This window comes from Lysinibacillus mangiferihumi, from assembly GCF_003049665.1.
GTDB lineage: Bacteria > Bacillota > Bacilli > Bacillales_A > Planococcaceae > Lysinibacillus > Lysinibacillus mangiferihumi.
The window spans coordinates 56182-76974 of the sequence record NZ_PYWM01000005.1 but is presented as its reverse complement, the minus strand read 5'-3'; the positions used below and the strand labels follow the sequence as shown (position 1 = coordinate 76974).

The window sequence follows — 20793 nt, the reverse complement described above, 5'->3', positions numbered from 1 at the left end:
TTTTTTCATATGTATCACCTCCTTGAGTAAATAATTCAATGTTCACTAGCAGCGGATAACACAGCGAATTACATTACGATCTGCCTCTAGCTTAATCAACTCTTCAACTGTAAGTGGCTTTGGCTGATTTTTTGTTTGCTTTTTCATATGTATCACCTCCTTTAAATAATTTAAATTATTCTAGGATTTCACACATCTTTTTAATTAACCTTCTTATATTTTCCATTTCCTTAGGGTCAGGTAACTTTGAATGACTTACATAATAAATTACTAAGCCGTCTACCTGTGACCACCATAATCTAACAAATGCTTGAAGCAAATTTCTATCTATTGATGGGCTATGCTCTACAATGATTTTTTCAATAATTTGGAAGCTAGTATTGGATTTTTTCTTCATTATTTCTTTTAATTGTGGTATTTTGGAAGACTCAAACCAAAATTCAAATTGTATGCGTGCAAATTGTAAATTTTCTAAAGTCCAAGTGTCCACAATTCCATCCCAAACAGTAATTAATTTTTCCGTTAAAGTAAATCCTTTAGGGAATTCAAAATTTAGTACTGTTCGTTGATCGGTCATTTCTTCCCAATACTCAGCTAGTTGCAAGAAGATTTCCTCTTTGCTTTTAAAATACGTATATATTAATCCCTTACTAATGTTGGCATTATTAATAATGTCATCTACAGACGTTGCAGAATATCCTTTTTCGGAAAATTCATTAAGTGCCGCAGTTAAAATCTTCTTTTTTCTTTCTATTTTTTTATCCTCTGATAATTTAGGCATATGAAACTCCCTTAAGCTATTCAATAAATAAAACTGACTATTCCGTTTCTATAAAAATTTTAACATTGTTCAGAAAAATTAGTCAACGATTTTCCCTCTTTTTCCTTTTTATTTCTTTTTTTACCTTTCATAAACATTAGAAATAAAATGATAGATATAATAAAAATACTACATCCACCTAATAAAAATGTAGTTTGTAAGCTATAATTGTCTATTACTATCCCCGTGATAAGAAAGGACAAAGGTTGTAATCCAACCGACCCCATTAATTGGATACTCATTACTTTCCCTAAAATCTCCTGTGGGCTATGGAGTTGAAGCAAGGTAATAAAAAGAACATTGATACTGCCTATTGCTACCCCTGACAAAGCTAACAATACGCAAATTATTATAAAATGTTCTGGTCTTACAATAAAAGTCCACAAAAAACTAAAAAAAATACCTAATACGGATAATGAAAATAATAAATTCACTCTTTTACTGAAAAAACCAATTAGCGCTGATCCTACAATAGAACCCAGCCCTAAAACTGACAATAAGTACCCCAATTCTTTAGTTCCTAGTTTTAATTCTTTATCAATCAATATAGGTAGACCTATTTGTTGTGGACCTGCAACACCTAAGTTTAATACGGCCGTAAACAATAATAATAATAACAACATAGGGGTACTAAAAATAACCTTGTAACCTTTAATACCTTTATTACGCTGTGCCTGTTTCTCTAGTTGTTCAAAGTTTTCACTTCCATTGTCCAACTTTGTAAATTTGCAAAAGTAGATTAATATTACTGATAAAAACATCATGAAACTTAAGACGATATAGTAGTATTTTAGTTTTATAATACCTAATAATATACCAGCAATTGCAGGCCCTATAAAAATTGTTAACTGGTTAATTAATTGAATTGCAGCATTAGCTTTTGGTAGATTGTTTTGATTAACCACTTTAGGAATAATAGAAAATGTCGAAGGTAAAATAACGGCACTGATTCCTCCAAAAACACCTGCAAATATCATTAATACTTTTAACGACAGGAGATCCATCTGTTCAATAATTCCCATTGCCCCTAACAATATTGTCAGTCCTATAAATCCAAATAACATGAGAGTTTTTTCGTTATATTTATCTGTTAAAATTCCCGCTAAAGGCAGTATTACTAATCTTGGTATGACCATAACCATTAATACACTAGCTAACAGAACTGTTGAATTCGTAATCTCAAGCAACTTATTTATTTGACCAAGCATATAGAACTGATTCGTTAAATAAAGAAAAAGAGCTGCCACACCAAATAAAATAAATGATCTATTCATGCTGAAAAATGACTTTGACATTTTAACCTTTTCAAACAATACTCGAACCAATTAAAATTCACCCCCTATAAAAACTGACCGTTTAGTTTTTTAAAATTTAAAGAAAAACCTCACTCTTTTTAAGGAAAATTCTTGATACCAATCATACTATATTTTTTTATTTTTTTCTAATTATTTTTAATTAATTGTCTATTCTTGTATTACAGACTTACCATTTTTTTGCGAAAATCCCCCTTTTTCGAATGGTTGTTTAGAATGGTATGATTTATTTACTTCCATTATTCTCAAATTAGTATAAGGGTTAAATTGAAAATAAGGATTGAAAAGATTAAAAATGTCCAACGAAGTCTTTATTAGACCATGTTGGACACAATGAAAAAGTCACTGACTATACGCTCGCCTCAAGTTCTTCAAGAAGCCCAAAAACAAGACAATATAATTGTGCTAACACTTCATCAAACGGCTGCTGCTCACTAAATCCATCCAGCGCATCTAACGCAAGATTCACTTCCCAAAGCCCATCTTCCCCAGAAAATACCGCACTATAGGTCATCTGCTCATGTTGCAAATGTGCTGTAAAATAGGAATGCAAAAATGCACTATACTTCTTTTGCAATCGCAGTCCAAACAAGGCACTGTACACACCAAACGCCCCATCAAATTCAAGCGCAAGCGAATCCACACGAATCACATCCAAACGTTCAGACGTCACATACATAAATTCATTCGCATGCTCTTTTAAATAATGCACAGGTTTTGTTAGAAAAGAACCCGTTTCTTCCGCTAGTAATTCTTCCGTTTCCTTAAGGCAACGTTCAATCACGTCAAATGGTAAAGAAATTGTTTCTACCGTTGCATCCTCATCTAACAATTCGTGCTTTTGGGCGTAAGTCTTTTCTACATCTAGTAATTTACTATTGGCTTGCTCATTTATTAATGATTCAATTTGATTTTTTAACACTTAGTATCCTGCTCCATTCGATTGGTTTGGGTATAAGTATAGCTTAGGAAGGGTGGGTATGGGGATAATTATTTAATAGGATTCCCCCCATTGGATCAAATTATCAAACTAAATCTTTCAGACTTTTTCCATTCCTATCTTTCCATTCAGTCAACCCATTCGCACTTCGCCCCGTTACAATATCAGCTGCTGCCGAAGGGCTAGTAAATAAAAGATCTTCCATTACAACAAATTCATCATTAACAACTTTCACTTTTTCTGTATGTAATAAATCATTTCTTTTTGCTAATAAACGCTCTGAATACGAATTTACAATGCTATTTGCAATTTTAGATCCCTTTAATACGACAAAACCTTCTTGTGTTTGGATACCTTTAGCATCCACACCACGAGTGGATTTTATAAATAAAACCTCATCTGCATTAACTTCTGAGCTATCTTTGATTTCTTCAAATAATTTATGACCCAATGTATTGACCATCATTACAAGATTGCTAATATATTCATCCATCTCTGCACGGTCTGCTTCAGAAATGGATGGCATGGGAGGGATATTGCCATTCATTAGAAAGTAACGATTGGCGACTTTAGCTTTTTCATATAACTTGTTTTCAATGTACTTAATATGAGCTTTATTTAGATTCTCATCTTTACTTATAAATACAATCACTTCATTCCAAAAATCTTTTTCACGCAAATGGCTTTGTAATCGAGTATAAACTTCCTCTGCTTCCCCTATGTATACAGCCTCTTTATCATCAACATTTCGACCAAATAACATATACACACCAGTAGAATTCAAATTAGGGCGATCCGAGCATTTTTTCACTTCAGTTCTAGGGATTCTATACGCCAGCCCCGTCCAGTTAGATAATTCACACGTTAATCTTCCACTTGGGTCTCCATCAATCAAAAACATTTTTATTGTTTTGCCGAAAGTCATTTTAATCACTCCTATTGATTCATATCCACGATTTACTTTCACACAACCACTAGATTTTGCCCCTCAATACCCGACACATCACAATAATTCATAAATCAATTTAATTCTTGGTAATGTCCTACCATATAACTCAACTGCTTTTCAGTTAACTCAACTCGCAGCTCATCATGTACATTCAAAAATAGGCGAGTAACTTCATCCAACGTTTGCGAAATAACTATTTTCCCATGTACATCAAAGGAAATTAAATGTTTATCAAACAATGCATCATGATTAGGACATAGTAATAAACCATTATTTTCATCAAGCCGCTCCTCATTTGTAGAAACACTCCAAGGTTTAATATGACTAGCAATCAAAACACGAGGATCGGTTACACCGCATAATGCACATTTGCATTCACGTTCAATTAATAACTTTTTAAACTTTCCCTGACCAATACGTGCTTTGACCATGCGTTCTTTTTCAGTATCTGTTATTGGTAAATTTTCAACTTGCTGAAGTGCTCTAAATTCTTCTTCTAGTTCATTAACTACATTTGGTATAGATTGTATTTTCATAAGCTTTGCTTTGCTATCTTTTAAACGCAGTGGAAAAACCCAAACAAGTCGCAGCAATCCATCTTTATCCTTCTGCTGTTCCTGATAGGGCTCACCTGCAAGTTCTACTAGTCCCCGGTATGTATATTCCTTTTTCTTCAAAACCTCAAAGAAATGAACTTCTACTCCATTACTATTTGATTGTGCTAACGTCAAATTTTGCCTGCTCATCTTCTGATCACCATTCTGGCCCATACCGGTGTAATGGTATATTTCATTAACAGCTTTATCATCATATAGCTTAGATTTATCTGAAATAAGCGTTAACGTATTCGTACGATTTGACTTACGCATTCCTCCTTGAGGTGCACATAAGAAAACCTCACAAAGTTCCTTATTATTTATAACTTCATTTATTAGTAACGGACGTGTCATCGTCATAGCACAGCCTCCCAAAATCATTCATTCTTCTCATTAAGTTCATAACACTATGATCGATAACATAGTTCTATAATGTTTATAAAGAACAAAATTTCAACATAGCAATACTATAAACATTTTAATTTAAACCCAATTTTTTAAGTTTAATGGTAATTCCCAAAAAAATGTACCTAAATTATGTCTAATTAGGAATTTTATTTAAATAAAAAATGAGCTTCATAAACATGAAACTCATTTTTACTCTTTTAGGCTTTTGCATTTACACCAAACAATGCCTATTTACAGTACAATGATTTAAATTATGTTATTATGAATCATCTAACTATTTTGATTTTCCTCTTCAATCTTTTTCTCACGCCACTCTGCTAACGTAAGAGTTTGCTCTTCTTTTTCTAACAATGCCCATTCGTAAATATTAATTGTTGACCATCCCGTGACCTTCTGACCCCATTCATTATACTTCATCTTGTTCCCTTGATAAGAAACTTCCTTATCAGACACTATAGTTTCTTCACTACTTGTTCTTCCCTTAATACTCAATGTAGTATCCTTTTTTATAATACCCCACTTCCTTAATTGCGGCATTTTAGGCTTGATTCTACGACTAATTCTTTTTTTCAAGTTCCTTAAAGGTTTTAACTTCATAAGATTCTGTCGCTTCTACTAATGAATTCGTAATTTTTTGTATAGTGACTAACATTAAAAAACGCATCTAGATTTTATTATGAAATATCCTCCGCATTTCGATTAATGCTATCGATAATGTCCAATATCCCGCGGGCTTTTGGCAACTGTTCTTTAAAAACGACCATTATTCCGCCTATTGAACTAAATGGATCTTGTTGCAATGCTTGTCGCTCTAGCGTACCGTTTTTCACGATGTAATCAATAATTAGCTCGACGAACTGGGATTGCTGTAGGTTTAGATTTTGCTCTGATAGGAACGTTGAGAAAGCAGCCATTGCAGCTTCACGGTCTAGACCTACGATTTTACGAACAAGCTTTGTAACAGGTGTATCGCCATAATCTTTTTCATACTGCTCTTTCGATCCAAGCTCTTGCCATAAGATATGTTCTAAGTAATCAACGTCTTGCTTCGTTAGTGGCTTGTTATTACGTAATTTGTAAATTGCGAGCGTATCTTCATGTTGATGCTCCTTTAAGTAGTACTCGACCTTTTTGCGATAACTTTGTAGGTCGTTAACATTTAAAATAGAAGCATTTTCTGCTACCGTCATCACTTCATCTTGGAAATCCGTATAGTAGATATTTTGATTTGAGCTTTCAATATAGCGAATTAAATCACGCATTGCCATACGTACTTTTTCTAAATCAGCTAATGTGGCTTCTTGCCAGAATTCTGTTGTACGTACTTGATCGATGATATCTTTTTGTGCCAACACTTGCGGAATTGTACCTAGTTTTGAAAGTGCTTCGGCTGTATCTACTACACGGCGAATTGGTTTTGTCGCATTATTTGATTGCAGGCTGGCTAATTCAATTGTCAGCATTAATAGGTCAAAGCGTTTGGCTAATTCATCATCCTCTATTGGTACAATTAACGGTGAAACATTTTCTTTTACTTCATTTGTTTGTACAACTGATAATGCTTGCCAGTTATCTTCGTTTTGGTATTTATGCACATATTGCAAGTACTGACGCACTCGGAAATTTTCATCATTCAATGCGCGCACATCTGATAAAATCTCCTTCAACAGCTGCTCACGATACGAAATAAAGTGTGCTTCTTGATATTGCAATGACTGTAATTCACGTACAATGTCTACTTTCGAATTAAATAGCTTTTCCGTTAACGTTTGGGAGATTTTTGTTTCTTCTCCTTTTTCGTTTTCACGGAAATATTCGAAGTTCCTTAAATAATCAAAAATTAAGAAGTACTCTTTATCCATCCCTGGACCGAATAAATCTTTACGTAAACGTGTACCTCGTCCTATCATTTGCCAGAACTTCGTTTTCGAACGTACTTTTTTGAAAAACACTAAGTTTAATACATCTGGCACATCAATCCCTGTATCGAGCATATCGACTGAAATGGCAATTTGCGGCATCTTATCCGGTGTTGAAAAATCATCAATTAATGTTTGATAATATTCCACGCTATAATCAATAACTTCTGCAAAATTGCCTCCGTACTCAGGGAATTTTAAATCGAAGCGCTCTTTAATAGCCATTGCATGTTTATGGTTTTTAGCGAAGATTATTGTTTTTCCTAATTTGTCTCCACCTTCAACTTTTAAGCCATGCTCCATTAAGTCATTTAACACATGATCAATCGTATTTTTATTAAACACAAAGTTGTTAATTGCTGAGCTATCGATATCTTTCACTTGTGGATCGTCTTCAAAAATCTCATCAAATTCTTTTTTCTCATCCTCTGATAAGTCATCATAACGAATACCATCATCTAAAATTTTCATCGTTGTTTCACGCGTACGATAATCAACTAAATACTTGTCTTCCACCGCTTTCGCTAGTTCATAGGCAAAGGTAGGGACACCATTTTCTAAATCGAAAATTGTATATGTATTTTTGTCTAGCTCATCTTTCGGTGTAGCTGTTAAGCCGACAAGCATCCCATCAAAGTAATCAAAAATACTTTTATATTTTTGATAAATGGAACGATGTGATTCATCGATAATAATTAAATCAAAATGACCGACTGTAAATAAACGATTGCCATCTTTACGCTTTACTTCATCGATAGCGTTCATCATTGTTGGATACGTAGAAAACACCATACGCGCAGCTTCTGGGTCTGATTTTTTCTCTAACATATTGCTTAATGACAAGTTTGGTAACAGTGTATTAAAGTTACGAAACGCTTGCTTAACCAGGGATGTACGATCTGCAAGGAATAGCACATTTTTAATCCAATGGTTGTTTGTTAACACATCAACTAAAGAAATAGCTGTTCGTGTTTTACCGCTTCCTGTTGCCATGACTAGTAAGCCTTTACGCTGATTTTTGCTGAACGTATCGCAAATCGCCAAAATCGCCTCTTTTTGATAGTAGCGGTTTGTTATATCATCGTTAATTTCAATATTATCTAAAGGTTGTTTTAATTGGCGGCGATCAATTAACAATTGAAGCTCGTCTTGTGTATAAAAACCCGACACTTTTCGAGCAGCGTAATTATCATGCCAAATATACGTTTCAAAGCCGTTTGTATAGAAAATAATCGGACGCAATCCTTGCGCTTGCTCTACACAATCGGCATATAATTTCGCTTGGTTACGCCCTTCTTTCGAATCACGTGATGTACGTTTCGCTTCAACAATAGCTAAAATTTTGCCGTTTGTACCGCGCAATACATAATCGATATAGCCTTCACCTTTTACATTTGGCATTCCTGCTACAGAATATTCTGCTTCAACATTTTTATCGATTTCCCAACCTGCTAATTTTAAATCTAGGTCGATATAGCGTTTACGTGTTTCGAATTCTGATATCGTATCCACATCAAAATCATAATCTTGTTGTGCTTCTAAGCGGTTTGCTGTTAGCATTTCACGAAGTGCTTCATTTTGCTTACGTAATTCTTCAAGAGATTGATCCTTTGCACTGAGCTTTTCGTATAAATCATTTAATTCCTCTGGTCGCTCTCGTTTGTAATCCACATTGTATAACAATGCTTCATCAAAATCAGTCGCTGTGTATTCCTCTGCGTAGCAATAATCAATCCATGAAACAAATTGATGTAAATTATGAAGAGCAAGTACCGCCTCATCGCGCGTTATCGCAACATTTGTATGTACAGCCGCATTGCCTAGCTTCACGACATATTTCATCATCGGTAACAGCTCTTCATCGATGATACCTAAAAAGTGACTGTCATGAATTAAACTCGAAAGGTTATCACGATAAGGTACCTTCACATCATTATCAAACTGATACACCCATTTCACCGCAAGCTCCAACGCACGGCGCGACAAAATCGCAACCGTTGCAGGGCTAACTTGCATCGCCTTTTCCGCTTCAAAGCAGGCATTAGCGAAACTATTAAATGGTAGTTTATCTTTTAAAAAATCGAAGTTTAACATATGCAAATCTCCTTTGTAAGAATGTATTAACACGATTCCCCTTCATAAACCAATTATATAATTCCTCTGACCTATAAAATCGCTATTCAAATACACGCTAATTTATCTGTTTACAATCGTATTATTCTTTTGTAAAATGAACTTACATAATTACTAATAACACGCTAAACAGATAGGTGCCTATTTATAGGGGCTTAATCTCGAAGGTATGTTTAGAGGAAATAGGGTTTCCTGTACGGTATTTGTTTACAAATGCTTGAGTCAGGAAGCTCTTTTTATTTTCCCCATTTTAAATAATCATAGATCATAATAAGCCTTCTAATATTTGTTCTTTCTTGGGAATTGACATTTTGCAGTACATTTATATCTTCTGAAAAAATTTCTTTCAGCATATCCTCAAGCTCACTAATTTCAATTTGTACTTCCTCAAGATGCGAAATCAATCTAGTAGCACGCTCTAAGGACGTTTTTTCCCGATTCCAAATTTGCTTTACAGACTTATAATCGCCCAACCTCTTCCTATTTTTTTGAATTGAAGGGGAAATAATTTTATCGAAATTCAGCTGACCAGCCAATTTTCTACATTCCGGAAAATCCTTTGTTGCTTCAGATAAATATTTATTGACCGGAAGCCGTCCCGAGTTTTGATTCAACACCTTTGGAAAAGCATACTCTAGCATTTCATCTGCTGTAAACTCCAAATCTCCTATAACAATATCACGATACCATTCATTCCCGTCGATACCTTTTAGTCCTTTTAAGCCTAGATCAGATACTTTCCCTATGGCCAATACTAGTTCTTCATCATCTACCCTTGCATCATCTAAAGCAGCTACTCTTAAATTAGCAGTAGGCTTATTCGTAACCGTATAATTATACAGTTCTTCTTTAAAACGTCGTAATATTTTCACAGGGAGTTTAGTTTTCTTTTTCCCTAATGCGTTGTACAAAGTCATAAAATCGGATAGGGAAACTCTTTTCATAATTAACGGTTTATTATCAATCATAATCGTAAATGGACTAACTTCTACTCCTACCATATCAGGCTTATATTCCACAAATATAAAACGATCTTCAAGCAATGTCAGTTGTGGTTCGTCTAAGCAATCCACAATAGACTTGATAATATTTTGTATATTTGTATCACCAATAGAGTAACCGATGAAAATAATCGGATATTCCATGAAAATCGTCATTAACTTTGCCGCAAGATACGCACTATTCTTTTCGAACATGACATAGTCATTTTCATTAATGATAATACTATCGGGTTTTTCTACAGAACCGTGGATCTTGTATATTTCTGCAATGCCTTGAATCGCTGAAAATATTAATTGATTTTGTCCAATATATTTTGTGAATCCCTGCAATGTATCTTCGAGAAAAGAATCATAGTTCGTTGTGATGATTCCTGCTATACTTTTTTCAGAAATTTGAGCAAGTTTACTTACTTCTCCTTCATAATCTGAGTTAATCGTGGTTTGATTTTTTATAAAATTAGCTATTTCAGCCTTGAACGGCGATAGACCATGCTCTTTTATTTGCTCCAACACTTCTCCCTCAACCGTTCTAATCATAGGGTCAGCAAACCATTTAGCATCAAAATCATGCTGAATCAACTCCGCTACTTTAGGCAAAATACCAGCTTTGCATTCCAAGGCCTTTGCTTTATTTTCATAGGCACTGTAAGCAAAATCATTATTAGCTATCACTTTTGTAAAATGTTCTAACAAACCTTTCCAATCAGGTAAATTCAAATATCTTCTTGATAATCCTGAACCAACAAATAGAATAGGGGTAGCATTAAACCTGTGAACAACATCTTCAAGTTTCAACATTCTTATACACCTGCCTTGCTTTTTGGAGTAGGTTAATCAATTATTGCAACACGGTTAAGAAAAAGTTATATGCAGCGCAAAGCATGACAAAATCGCAACCGTGGCCTGGCTAACTTGCATCGCCTTTTCCGCTTTAAAGCAGGCATTAGCGAAACTATTAAATGGTAGTTTATCTTTTAAAAAATCGAAGTTTAACACACATACATCTCCTTTTTAAGATAGTTATTATTCTTGGAATAGCTCGCCTTTGAAGGCTTTTTGGAGTAGGGAGCCATATAAGTTATGCATTTCTTCAAGATTAGATTTTAATAATTCCTTTTGTTGATTAATTTTTTTGACTTTCTCTGCAAATTCTTGCTGAAGTTTAATTGGTGGTACTACAATTGACAAATCAGTGATTTTTTTTATTGTTAATCGTTTTATAGCCCCACCACTCATATTACTTATAATATTTTCTTTTATACGATCATTATTTAAATAATGTACCAAATAATAATTAATTAACTGTTCACTATCAGGTCTAATTAAAGCTAAACTCGATAACATACTAAATTCAAAATCGTAGTAATTTATACCTGCAATTCCTGTAGTAGCTCCATCTTTAATGTATAAAACATCCCCGTTAATTGGATCGCATCTTTTATAAATCTTTTCATGTTCTTCTTTAGAAATATACGCTGGATTAGAGAAAAAATCTAAATACCCTTTACCTAAATGTTTTGCTGAAACATATGGTATACCTTTCTCAACCATAGGAGGGGAATGATGTGTCCCATCAGTTATTTTAGTACATATATTTTTCAGTTTGCATAATGGATATTTTGAGGGATTCTTAGCTGGATCACCAAACATCTCTAAAAATAAACTTTTAGCTAATTCATCTAATGCTGTTATTTGGGATTGACGTTTATCAATTAACTCTTTCGTTTTTAACATCTGATTATAAATGTATTTTTGTTTTTCAATTCCAAATACAGGAATATCTAAATTTTCTAATGCTGCTCTAGAGATATGTGGTATAGTAGCTCCTGTTGCTGTTCTTTGGAAATAATCAAATTTCGACTGCAAATATAATGCTAAAAAAGGTGCAAATATATCTTTATCTAACACTGAAATCTTAGCAAGTGTACTTCCTATAGCCCCTTCTAAACCAAAACCAATAGTACCTGCATTCGCACCATCCCATGCAATTATCAAGTCGTCTTTTTTAACATATACATATCTAGAATCTGGAGAACAAAATTTAATATTATTATTATTTCTTAAGTCATCAATCTGAATATACCTAATTGAATTGTCTAATGCTTCCTCTAGTTCAAATACCTTTTTTCCCTTTTTAATTTCACATATATCTTTAATTTTTTTATAATTCATTTTTATTCCTCACCAATTAAAGTATTTAATTCTTTTAATCCTTTAATAATTTCAACCTCTAGTTGCTGAACATATTGAATTATTTCTTTTGGCGATTTATACTCCACTTCCTCATACTCAACCTCTTTATATTTATTAACTGACAAATCATAACCTTGCTCACGAATTTCATCGACTGGTACAAAGAATGATTGCTCTGTACGTTTACGTTCTACTTCACCTTGTAGGTTACCGAAACGTGTAAGTATATCTTCAATGTCATTTGCTTCAATTGGTACGCGTTTATCGTCTAATGAGAAACCATCCGCTTTCATATCATAGAACCATACGTTATCCGTTCCACCTGTACCTGTTTTCGTGAAAATTATAATACCGGTTGAAACCCCTGCATATGGCTTAAATACACCACTTGGCATGGAGATGATGGCTTCTAATTTGTGGTTATCAATAATTTCTTGACGAATCGCTTTATGGGCATTTGAGCTACCGAATAATACGCCGTCTGGCACGATTACTGCTGCACGGCCACCTGGTTTTAGCGTACGTAAAATAAGCGATAAGAATAACAGCTCAGTTTTTTTCGTTTTCGCTACTTTTAATAAGTCATTTGATACCGCTTCATAGTCCAATGAACCTTTAAATGGAGGGTTTGCTAGTACTAATGTGTATTTATCTGCATCTTTATTTTCCTCAGATAATGAATCACGATAATCAATATTTGGCGCATCTACGCCGTGTAGCATCATATTCATCGCACCAATACGTAGCATCGTTGTATCCATATCATTACCAAAGAACATATTGTGATGGAAATGTTCATTTAAGCCTTGTACTAAAAATAGGTCACTATGGTTTTTACGTAAGTATTCACTTGCAGCTACTAAAAATCCTGCTGAACCCATTGCTGGATCAATAATTGTATCTTCTGGTGATGGCTTCATTAATTCCACCATCATTTTAATAATGTGACGTGGTGTACGGAATTGACCATTTGTACCTGATGTTTGCAGCTTCGATAATAGATACTCGTAAATGTCACCTTGTGTATCGCGGTCTTCCATTGGGATACTATCAAGTGCTGTTACAACCTTTTGTAACGTAGCTGGCTTGTTAATTTGGAACATTGCATCTTTCATATACTTCGAAAAAGCTGATTCATCTTTACCACCTAATGTTTTAATGAACGGGAAAATCGTGTTCACCATTACTTCATACATTTCTTGTGCAGGTAGATTTTTAAATTGAGTCCATCTTAACATCGGCCAATGCTTTTTTTGCATATCTGTAAAGTCTGCTGATATTTCGGAGAAGATACCTTTATATTCAAGCCCTAAAAATGCCGCTTCGTTTTCTTTTTTTAATTCACCTTCGTCTAAGCCTTTAATGAACAGTAGATATGTTAATTGTTCAATGTTTGTTAACGGGTTTGTATTCCCTTCCGTCCATAACGTCGTCCAAATATTATCAATTTTATTCTTAATTTCACCTGTAATCATGCTGTGTTCCTCCTATCGAAATTACCATTCACGGTAAATAACGTATATTACTTATTATCTATTAAAACACTTTTAAAAGCGATAGACATTTTATTAACTAAGCTATTATGGAAATTATCCATTCATAATACAATACATAAAGCTCGTCTAGTGAATGCCATCTAATAATTATAGCTTTTCGATTTCATCAGACAAAATAAAAAATGCAGAGAGGCATTAACCCTCTCTACTTATTGAAATATATATTTCCTATGCCATCTAAAGTACAGCTTATTCTCTTCATACCTTGAAACCTTCATCTTTTGATGAATGTTATACATTCCGTAATCTGTGGCTGGAATCCGTTCTGAAATGTGAATTAAGCCAGTTCCATCAAATGTAATATAACCTTGGTCGTATAACACATCATGATTACAGCAAAGCAATACACCATTATACGGATCTAAGCGTTCTTCATTCGAACTCTCCCGCCAAGGCTTTGAGTGGCTTGCACGTAAAAGAGCAGGTAGCTCGATACCGCAAAGTGCACATTGATGATTCCATAAAGGTAATAAAGCTGCTTTAAATTTCTCTTGGCCAATACGAATTTTACGTTTCGCTTCAGCTTCTGTTTCTGTAATCACAGGAATAAGCGTATTTCGTTCTGTCCGTACTATCGTTCCAATCGCAAGCTCTAGCTGTTCTTCATCTACTTGATAAATATTCATATCACTAATAATATCTAATAGCTTGATTGCCAGCTCTTCATTACAGGGATATAGGTAACCTTGGTTTCCATCCCCATCTTGCTGAAAAGCTGAATATTTAACAGGCAATAACATTTTTAACTCATTAAAATAATCTTTAATCGTTAATGGTTGTTCTAATTCATGATATTGCAGCTTTACGAGAAAACCTTTTTCTTCCCACTGGTCATATGATGTCATTGACGTAGGCTTTATGCCTTCCTCACAATTAGACAAAGCAATGCTAATTGCAACAATCTTTCCTTTTACATAATGAAAAATACGGTCTCCCTCGTTCACTTCCATCATACGTCGCCATGAGTGCGGAGTGTTTCCTCCTTTATCTTTTTGTGGTGACCAAATGATTTGTGCTTCTTTTTCTTCTTGATAGGTATGCCCTTGCATGACGATGTAGTGGTTCATTTTTTTCTCCTATTCTATTATCCATTTCTTCTATTATAACTAAAGTACAATTTCATTTGATCAATAGAATGAATGTCTTTCTTTTGTTCTTGTACCATTTCTTTTTAATAACGTACTTATTTTTTATCCCGTCATCATATGAGACCTTTGTTTTTAGTATGCTTTTGATTATTTTTACTTTTTTGTTCACCTTCCAGATAAATCTTATCCTCAAAAATAAGAAAAACCTAAGTATTATTTATAAAACTAGGCTTTAAGGAATATGATTGAGTTCGTCTATGAGATGTAATATGCTACTAAAATAAGCTAAACTTAAATTATTAAAAAGAAAAAAGGTGATATATTATGAAAAAAACTGTCCATGTCGTTGGTGCGATTATCGAAAATGAAAAAAATGAAATCTTCTGTGCCCTAAGAAGTCCAGAAATGGATTTAGCAAATCACTGGGAATTTCCTGGTGGGAAAATTGAAATTGGAGAAACACCTGAACAAGCGTTAAAACGAGAAATTCAGGAGGAATTTGCTTGTACGATTCAAGTAGGTGCAAAAGTAGAAGATACAACATATGAATATGAAAGAGTAATTGTTCGACTCGAAACATACAAAGCACAATTAGAAGAAGGACAACCAAATGCATTAGAACATGCTGCCACGAAATGGGTTACGCGAGATAAACTTACACAGTTGAATTTCGCCCCTGCGGATGTCCCTGCAGTAGTGAAGATTACAAATGAAGCAAAATAAAATGAATGAAATGATGTGAATTTATATGGAGCAATTGCAACTGATTCAAAAAATCGAAAACTCTCTTTACAAGGGGTTTATCGATCAAAACAAGACTGTCACTGCACAATTTAAACCAAAACTTCTAACAAACAAGCATCATGAAACTGTCTTATCGACAATACTTCAAGAATTAAAAACATGTAAGACATTTATTTTTTCAGTCGCCTTTATTACTGAGGGGGGTTTAGCAACCTTAAAAACAATGCTTTACGACTTAAAGCAAAAAGGAATTAATGGACGCATTTTAACGTCAACATTTCTAAACTTTAACCAGCCGAAAATGTTTAAAGAGCTTCTTAAACTTGAAAACGTTGAAGTGCGAGTAACTAGTGAAAAAGGTTTTCATTCAAAAGGCTATATTTTTGAACATCAAGACTACTACTCTTTAATTGTCGGAAGCTCCAATTTAACTGATAGTGCTTTAAAAGCAAACTATGAGTGGAATGTATTTTTAACTTCATTAGTAAATGGAGAAATTATTAATCAATTAAAAAATCAATTTGAAGATGCTTGGAATAAAGCCCTTCCTTTAAAGGAAGAATGGATTGCTAATTACAAACAACATTACGAGTTACAGCCTCTTGTTAAATATACTACTTCGAATACATTAGAACTAAGTGCTGAATATTTAACAAATACGCTTAAAGAAAGCTTAGCTATTCAACCAAATAAAATGCAAACAGCTGCATTAGAACAATTAAATACGCTTCGTGCAACAGGCGCTAAAAAAGGATTAATTATCTCTGCAACAGGTACAGGTAAAACTTATATGCATCATTATAACCCTCATCAAAAACTTCTTTTTTGCGCTCTTCAAAACCAGCTTCATATCCGGCTTCATATATACTAGCTTCATATTTATTATAAGATGTCTTAATTTTCGATAAAGAATAACCATCTTCAAATGCAACACCTGCAATATTTTCTAGTTCACTTTGCACATCTTCATACGCTTCTCGAAAACCTTTATTCCATTCTAAACTCTTCTCTTTATTTTCTATCGGCTGATTTATTTTATCTAAATAATCGTCTGCCGCCTTTTTCTCACCTGATTTTCTTCCATCTTCTTCATCAGCAATTTTTTGAGCTTTTATCTTCTCTTCTAAAGCAACCTTACCTTCCTTATAGCCTAATTCATAGCCAAGTGAATACCGTTCATATGCAGCTGGTGAATTTCCTCTATGTAAATAGTAATCATATTCATCATATACAGCTCCTGACTCTCCAGCTGTATAACCTCTAGAATAGCCTTCTGCTTCTAAATCATCACCTTCTGTTTCATATATGTAGGGTGAATCATCATATGTATCGTAGCTCTCATCGCTGTTTGAAGTCGTATAATCTGAACTAGAGCTTGAAGTTGAGTCACCATCATGTCCATGGTACTCTCCATATTCTAGTCCCCATTTCGCACAATTCGTCCAACACGAATGTTTTCCTGAATCATCTGTATTTCCTGGATGGGCACTAACGGAAATCGTCATAAGCAACCAAATAATAATTATTAGTGCATACCTTTTCATTCTTATCTCATCCCTTTTCGAAAATTAATAAAGCAGACGGTTTTAACCTTTAAATCGTCTGCTGCATATACTTTAATTTGCTATTGTAGCTTTACTCATATCCAACTTTAAAAATTTGCCCTCTATAATCTTCGCAGATCCATTCCCATCACCTAACAACATTTAAGGGCTGGTGCGTAATATTACACACAACTCCTTTTGTTATGCTTCCTCATTACCATTCCACTCCCAAATTGGTTAGATGTAATACTTTCCAGAGAAATTCTCTTATCTGTTTTATTAATTGGACTGCCTATAACACTAATTATGAGTAATTCCATATCCAAATTATAACATTCATACTCTTTAACGGCTAAAAAAGTAATTAAAATTTTGAATATTAGCTTTTAATACTTACTTCTTCTAAATTATCAAGTTATGTTCAGCTACGTTTCCATAACTTTAATGGCATAAAAAATAGCCCACCCGATAATTTAACGAGTGGACTATTTTGGTGTCTGACCGAATTAATACAAACAACAATTATAACTTTTCTTGAAGCATCGATTTTAATAATTCGATTGCTGATTCATCTGTCGGGTCATTTGTACCAAGTTCACCTTTGAAGGCTTTTGAGAGAATTGATTGTTTTAAGTTTGCAAAGTCTACATCAAGATTCAAACTTTCTATAGCTTTCCTTTCTTTAGCTTTTAAATTCTCTATAATTTTATTGATTTCTACAATCTCATTTTTGGGTGGCAAAGGAATAGGTAAAGAAGCTAACTTTTGAGAGTTAATATTTGCTTGTCCAACCTGTTGCGTCACCATAGACAACAACATTTTTCTTCCTATTTTCGAATTAATAAAGGTAACTACATACGGAGCTAATATTTCTTTATCAATTAAACTTAATCTAATTAGATATGAAGCAAATGAATAGCCTTCAAATTCTTGGGTAACTAACGCGCTCTTCCCTACAAGTTCATAACTATTTGTCCTATTAAATAATATATCGTTTTCTTCTAAAACAAATTTCTTCACGTCTAAGTGATTTAAAGGTAAATACTTCAAATTATCATTTAACAAGCTTCCATCTTGGATATTCCCCATTCTTAAAACTGCTTTCCCACTACTATCATCATCTGTTTTAGCTGATGAGCCATAAGTCATTGATTCAATCAAATTATTGAGTGTAACCCATTTCCAATTTTCAGGTAATGAATATAACGTGTTAGTTATCGATTGATCAATTTGAGATTTAAATTTTTTACTACTTGCTATTGGTTTAACTAACTCAATACACTGATTTACATTTCGATATTCCAATGTAAGTTCACCACTAAAAGCTTTTTCCAAAATAGCCGCACGACGAAGTTCAAAAGTTTCTTTCACTTCTTCTATCAATTGTTTTGCTTCATCTAACTTAGCAAATAAAACTTCAATTTGATTTGTAATCCTCTTTTGCTCTTCCAACGGAGGTAAAACAATTACTTCTTTTTTCACATCACTCAGATTTAACTCAATTTGATTAGTGCTACCACTATAAGAATTTTCTAGCTTATTTTGAATAAAAGTGCTACTTAACCAATAATATAAATACTTTGGAAAGACTAACTTTTGATTAGCTCTAACCACTGTCACATGAGAATCTGCAACAGTTGGATGTATCACTTCTTCTTCAATGATTGCTACTCTTCCAATTGTTCCTGTGCCTGTCGAGTTCCATAATAAATCTAATTTTCTTAAAAATCGTTCTTCTGCATATTTTACTAGTGTAGCCTCATCGATATTACGTGCTACACTTATATCAAATCCACTCCATTGAACACATTTTTGAGATACAACTATTGCATTAGAACTTTCAACATATTTAGGAGATTTACCTCTTTGAATATAGTTACTGATTCCTTCTAATCGGGACCATTCCCAATTCTCAGGAATCCCATAAGGCTGCTCATCCTCTGGTACTACAACTTCTTCTAACAACTCTACTAAAGTCTTTTTCTTCTTAGTCACCAGCCTTCACCTCAATCGATTTCAGTTCAGCTACAACTTGACCTAGTAAATTCATCGCTTGTTGCAACTTATCAATCGCTTCTTCTGCCGATTCAATTGGATCTGGTAAGTTGTCATAAGCAGATAATGATTCATCTACAATTAAACCCATATCTAAGTTATCACCTTTAGATCCTATCTCTTCACGTGTGAATAAGTTCCAACGTTCATCTTCTACTTTTGTACGATTTTCTGCGTGATAAGCTTCAATAAATCCACCAAAGTGATTCTCAGTTAATGGTGTTCGTTTACCGAATGATGGCATGTTTGTACGTAGGTCATATACCCAAACCTCTTTTGTATTACCTTCATCTTTTGTGCCACGTTCAAAGAATAAGACATTTGTTTTCACACCTTGTGCATAGAAAATACCTGTTGGTAAACGTAAGATTGTGTGAAGATTACACTTGTCCATTAAGTCTTGGCGGATTTTTGCACCGACTCCATCTTCAAATAATACATTATCAGGTAATACAACAGCCGCACGACCTGTGCCATCGGTAACAAGTGAGTTATATATTAACTGTAAGAAGTTTAATTGTTTATTCGATGTTTCAAATGTTAAGTCATCACGTGTTGCACGTTCCCCGCCCTTTTTTGTACCGAATGGTGGGTTGGTTAATACGACGTTAAAGTTCTTCATCCATTTACCGTTTGCTGATAAAGTATCCCCTTGCTCTAAACGCCCTTCCATATCATGAAGTAATGCGTTCATTAAGGCTAAACGGTGTGTATCTTTTACAAGTTCCATACCTGTGAAAGCTTCTTTCTTTTGGAACTCAGCTTGCTCTGGTGATAAATCAAAGTAATCATCTGTTTGCTCTTTTAAGTAGCGGTCCGCTGCAATCATGAAACCAAATGTACCCGCTGCTGGGTCATTGCATCGTTCTCCAATTTTCGGTTCAATTAGTTTCACCATTACATCAATTAAGACACGTGGTGTAAAGTATTGACCTGCACCTGATTTTTTCTCACTTGCATTTTTCTCAAGTAATCCCTCGTATAGATCACCTAAACCTTCTTCTTTTGCGTTATACCAATCTAGTTCATCAATTGATTTGATTAGCTTTTCTAGGTTTTTCGGTTCATCAATACTTGTTGCTGCACCGTTATAAATTTGGCGTAAGCGCTCGTTTTCGACTTCACTACTACCAAGCTTTAATAATAGTCCTTGATAAAACTCTTTTAGCTCAATACCTTCTTTAGCAAGTAAATCATCCCAGCGATAGCCTTCTGGAATTACCGCTTCCATTTCTTGCTCTTTCATCATTTTTAAAAATAGGATATATGTTAATTCCGTTACATATTGTTGATAAGTAATCCCATCATCACGTAATACATTCGCTAAGCCCCAAAGTTTTGAGACAATTTCTGTGTTATTCATGTTCTTCCTCCATACCTTCTTATGATCTATGCACATTATAACCTTTTTAGGTTAATAGCTCTATTAGAAAAGGAGCTCTATTTCTAGAACTCCTTAACGGATCACTTATTAATTCTTTTATCTATTAAAATCGCATTTGAATTTATATCCATTTAAACTAAAATCTATTAT

Annotated in this window: 17 protein-coding genes; 2 read left to right on the top strand and 15 right to left on the bottom strand. The window is 34.0% G+C overall.

Annotated elements, in window-relative coordinates; all coding sequences use genetic code 11:
- Positions 1–175: 175 nt before the first annotated feature.
- The 12 genes from C9J37_RS06795 to C9J37_RS06740 all read right to left on the bottom strand — a co-directional run bounded on the left by C9J37_RS06795 (position 176) and on the right by C9J37_RS06740 (position 14895).
- Positions 176–781, bottom strand: a complete 606-nt coding sequence (locus C9J37_RS06795; RefSeq protein WP_107894778.1) for a TetR/AcrR family transcriptional regulator — start codon at positions 779–781, stop codon at positions 176–178.
- Positions 782–840: 59 nt separating this feature from the next.
- Positions 841–2145, bottom strand: coding sequence for an MFS transporter (locus C9J37_RS06790; RefSeq protein WP_107894777.1), 1305 nt, complete (start codon positions 2143–2145; stop codon positions 841–843).
- A gap of 337 nt (positions 2146–2482) precedes the next feature.
- A complete protein-coding gene (locus C9J37_RS06785) occupies positions 2483–3055 on the bottom strand; it encodes a branched-chain amino acid aminotransferase (protein WP_107894776.1) in 573 nt (190 codons plus the stop codon).
- Positions 3056–3158: 103 nt separating this feature from the next.
- Positions 3159–3998: a GIY-YIG nuclease family protein gene (locus C9J37_RS06780; RefSeq protein ID WP_107894775.1), complete on the bottom strand. Its 840-nt coding sequence runs from the start codon at positions 3996–3998 to the stop codon at positions 3159–3161.
- Between the two features lie 95 nt (positions 3999–4093).
- A complete protein-coding gene (locus tag C9J37_RS28880; RefSeq protein ID WP_235617046.1) occupies positions 4094–4978 on the bottom strand; it encodes an HNH endonuclease in 885 nt (294 codons plus the stop codon).
- A gap of 318 nt (positions 4979–5296) precedes the next feature.
- The gene (locus tag C9J37_RS06765; protein ID WP_201262143.1) at positions 5297–5623 is read right to left on the bottom strand and encodes a hypothetical protein; all 327 of its coding nucleotides are present in this window, start codon (positions 5621–5623) and stop codon (positions 5297–5299) included.
- A gap of 77 nt (positions 5624–5700) precedes the next feature.
- Positions 5701–9039 carry a DEAD/DEAH box helicase family protein gene (locus C9J37_RS06760; RefSeq protein ID WP_107894774.1) on the bottom strand — a complete coding sequence of 1113 codons (3339 nt, stop codon included), beginning with the start codon at positions 9037–9039 and terminating at the stop codon, positions 5701–5703.
- A gap of 275 nt (positions 9040–9314) precedes the next feature.
- Entirely contained in the window at positions 9315–10877 is a 1563-nt protein-coding gene (locus C9J37_RS06755) for an SIR2 family protein (RefSeq protein ID WP_201262142.1), read from the bottom strand.
- Positions 10878–10931: 54 nt separating this feature from the next.
- Positions 10932–11075, bottom strand: a complete 144-nt coding sequence (locus C9J37_RS28195; RefSeq protein WP_167397271.1) for a hypothetical protein — start codon at positions 11073–11075, stop codon at positions 10932–10934.
- A gap of 27 nt (positions 11076–11102) precedes the next feature.
- Positions 11103–12251 carry a restriction endonuclease subunit S gene (locus C9J37_RS06750; RefSeq protein ID WP_107894773.1) on the bottom strand — a complete coding sequence of 383 codons (1149 nt, stop codon included), beginning with the start codon at positions 12249–12251 and terminating at the stop codon, positions 11103–11105.
- Positions 12252–12253: 2 nt separating this feature from the next.
- Complete coding sequence (locus C9J37_RS06745; RefSeq protein ID WP_107894772.1) at positions 12254–13747, bottom strand: type I restriction-modification system subunit M; 1494 nt, start codon at positions 13745–13747, stop codon at positions 12254–12256.
- 230 nt (positions 13748–13977) lie between these two features.
- Positions 13978–14895: an HNH endonuclease gene (locus tag C9J37_RS06740; RefSeq protein WP_107894771.1), complete on the bottom strand. Its 918-nt coding sequence runs from the start codon at positions 14893–14895 to the stop codon at positions 13978–13980.
- 345 nt (positions 14896–15240) lie between these two features.
- Here C9J37_RS06740 and mutT point away from each other — a divergent pair, with 345 nt between their 5' ends.
- Together mutT and C9J37_RS06730 are read left to right on the top strand one after the other, a co-directional pair.
- Positions 15241–15639: an 8-oxo-dGTP diphosphatase MutT gene (gene mutT / locus C9J37_RS06735; RefSeq protein WP_107894770.1), complete on the top strand. Its 399-nt coding sequence runs from the start codon at positions 15241–15243 to the stop codon at positions 15637–15639.
- A gap of 25 nt (positions 15640–15664) precedes the next feature.
- Entirely contained in the window at positions 15665–16531 is an 867-nt protein-coding gene (locus tag C9J37_RS06730; RefSeq protein WP_235617045.1) for a phospholipase D-like domain-containing protein, read from the top strand.
- Here the strand turns inward: C9J37_RS06730 and C9J37_RS06725 are convergent.
- The 3 genes from C9J37_RS06725 to C9J37_RS06715 all read right to left on the bottom strand — a co-directional run bounded on the left by C9J37_RS06725 (position 16419) and on the right by C9J37_RS06715 (position 20622).
- Positions 16419–17204 (bottom strand): hypothetical protein, encoded by a 786-nt coding sequence (locus C9J37_RS06725; protein WP_107894769.1) that lies wholly within the window; start codon positions 17202–17204, stop codon positions 16419–16421. The genes C9J37_RS06730 and C9J37_RS06725 overlap by 113 nt on opposite strands.
- Positions 17205–17726: 522 nt before the next feature.
- On the bottom strand, positions 17727–19199 hold the full coding sequence (locus C9J37_RS06720; protein WP_107894768.1) for a restriction endonuclease subunit S: 1473 nt from the start codon (positions 19197–19199) through the stop codon (positions 17727–17729).
- Positions 19192–20622, bottom strand: a complete 1431-nt coding sequence (locus C9J37_RS06715; RefSeq protein ID WP_107894767.1) for a class I SAM-dependent DNA methyltransferase — start codon at positions 20620–20622, stop codon at positions 19192–19194. The genes C9J37_RS06720 and C9J37_RS06715 overlap by 8 nt, the downstream gene beginning before the upstream one ends.
- Positions 20623–20793 lie beyond the last annotated feature (171 nt).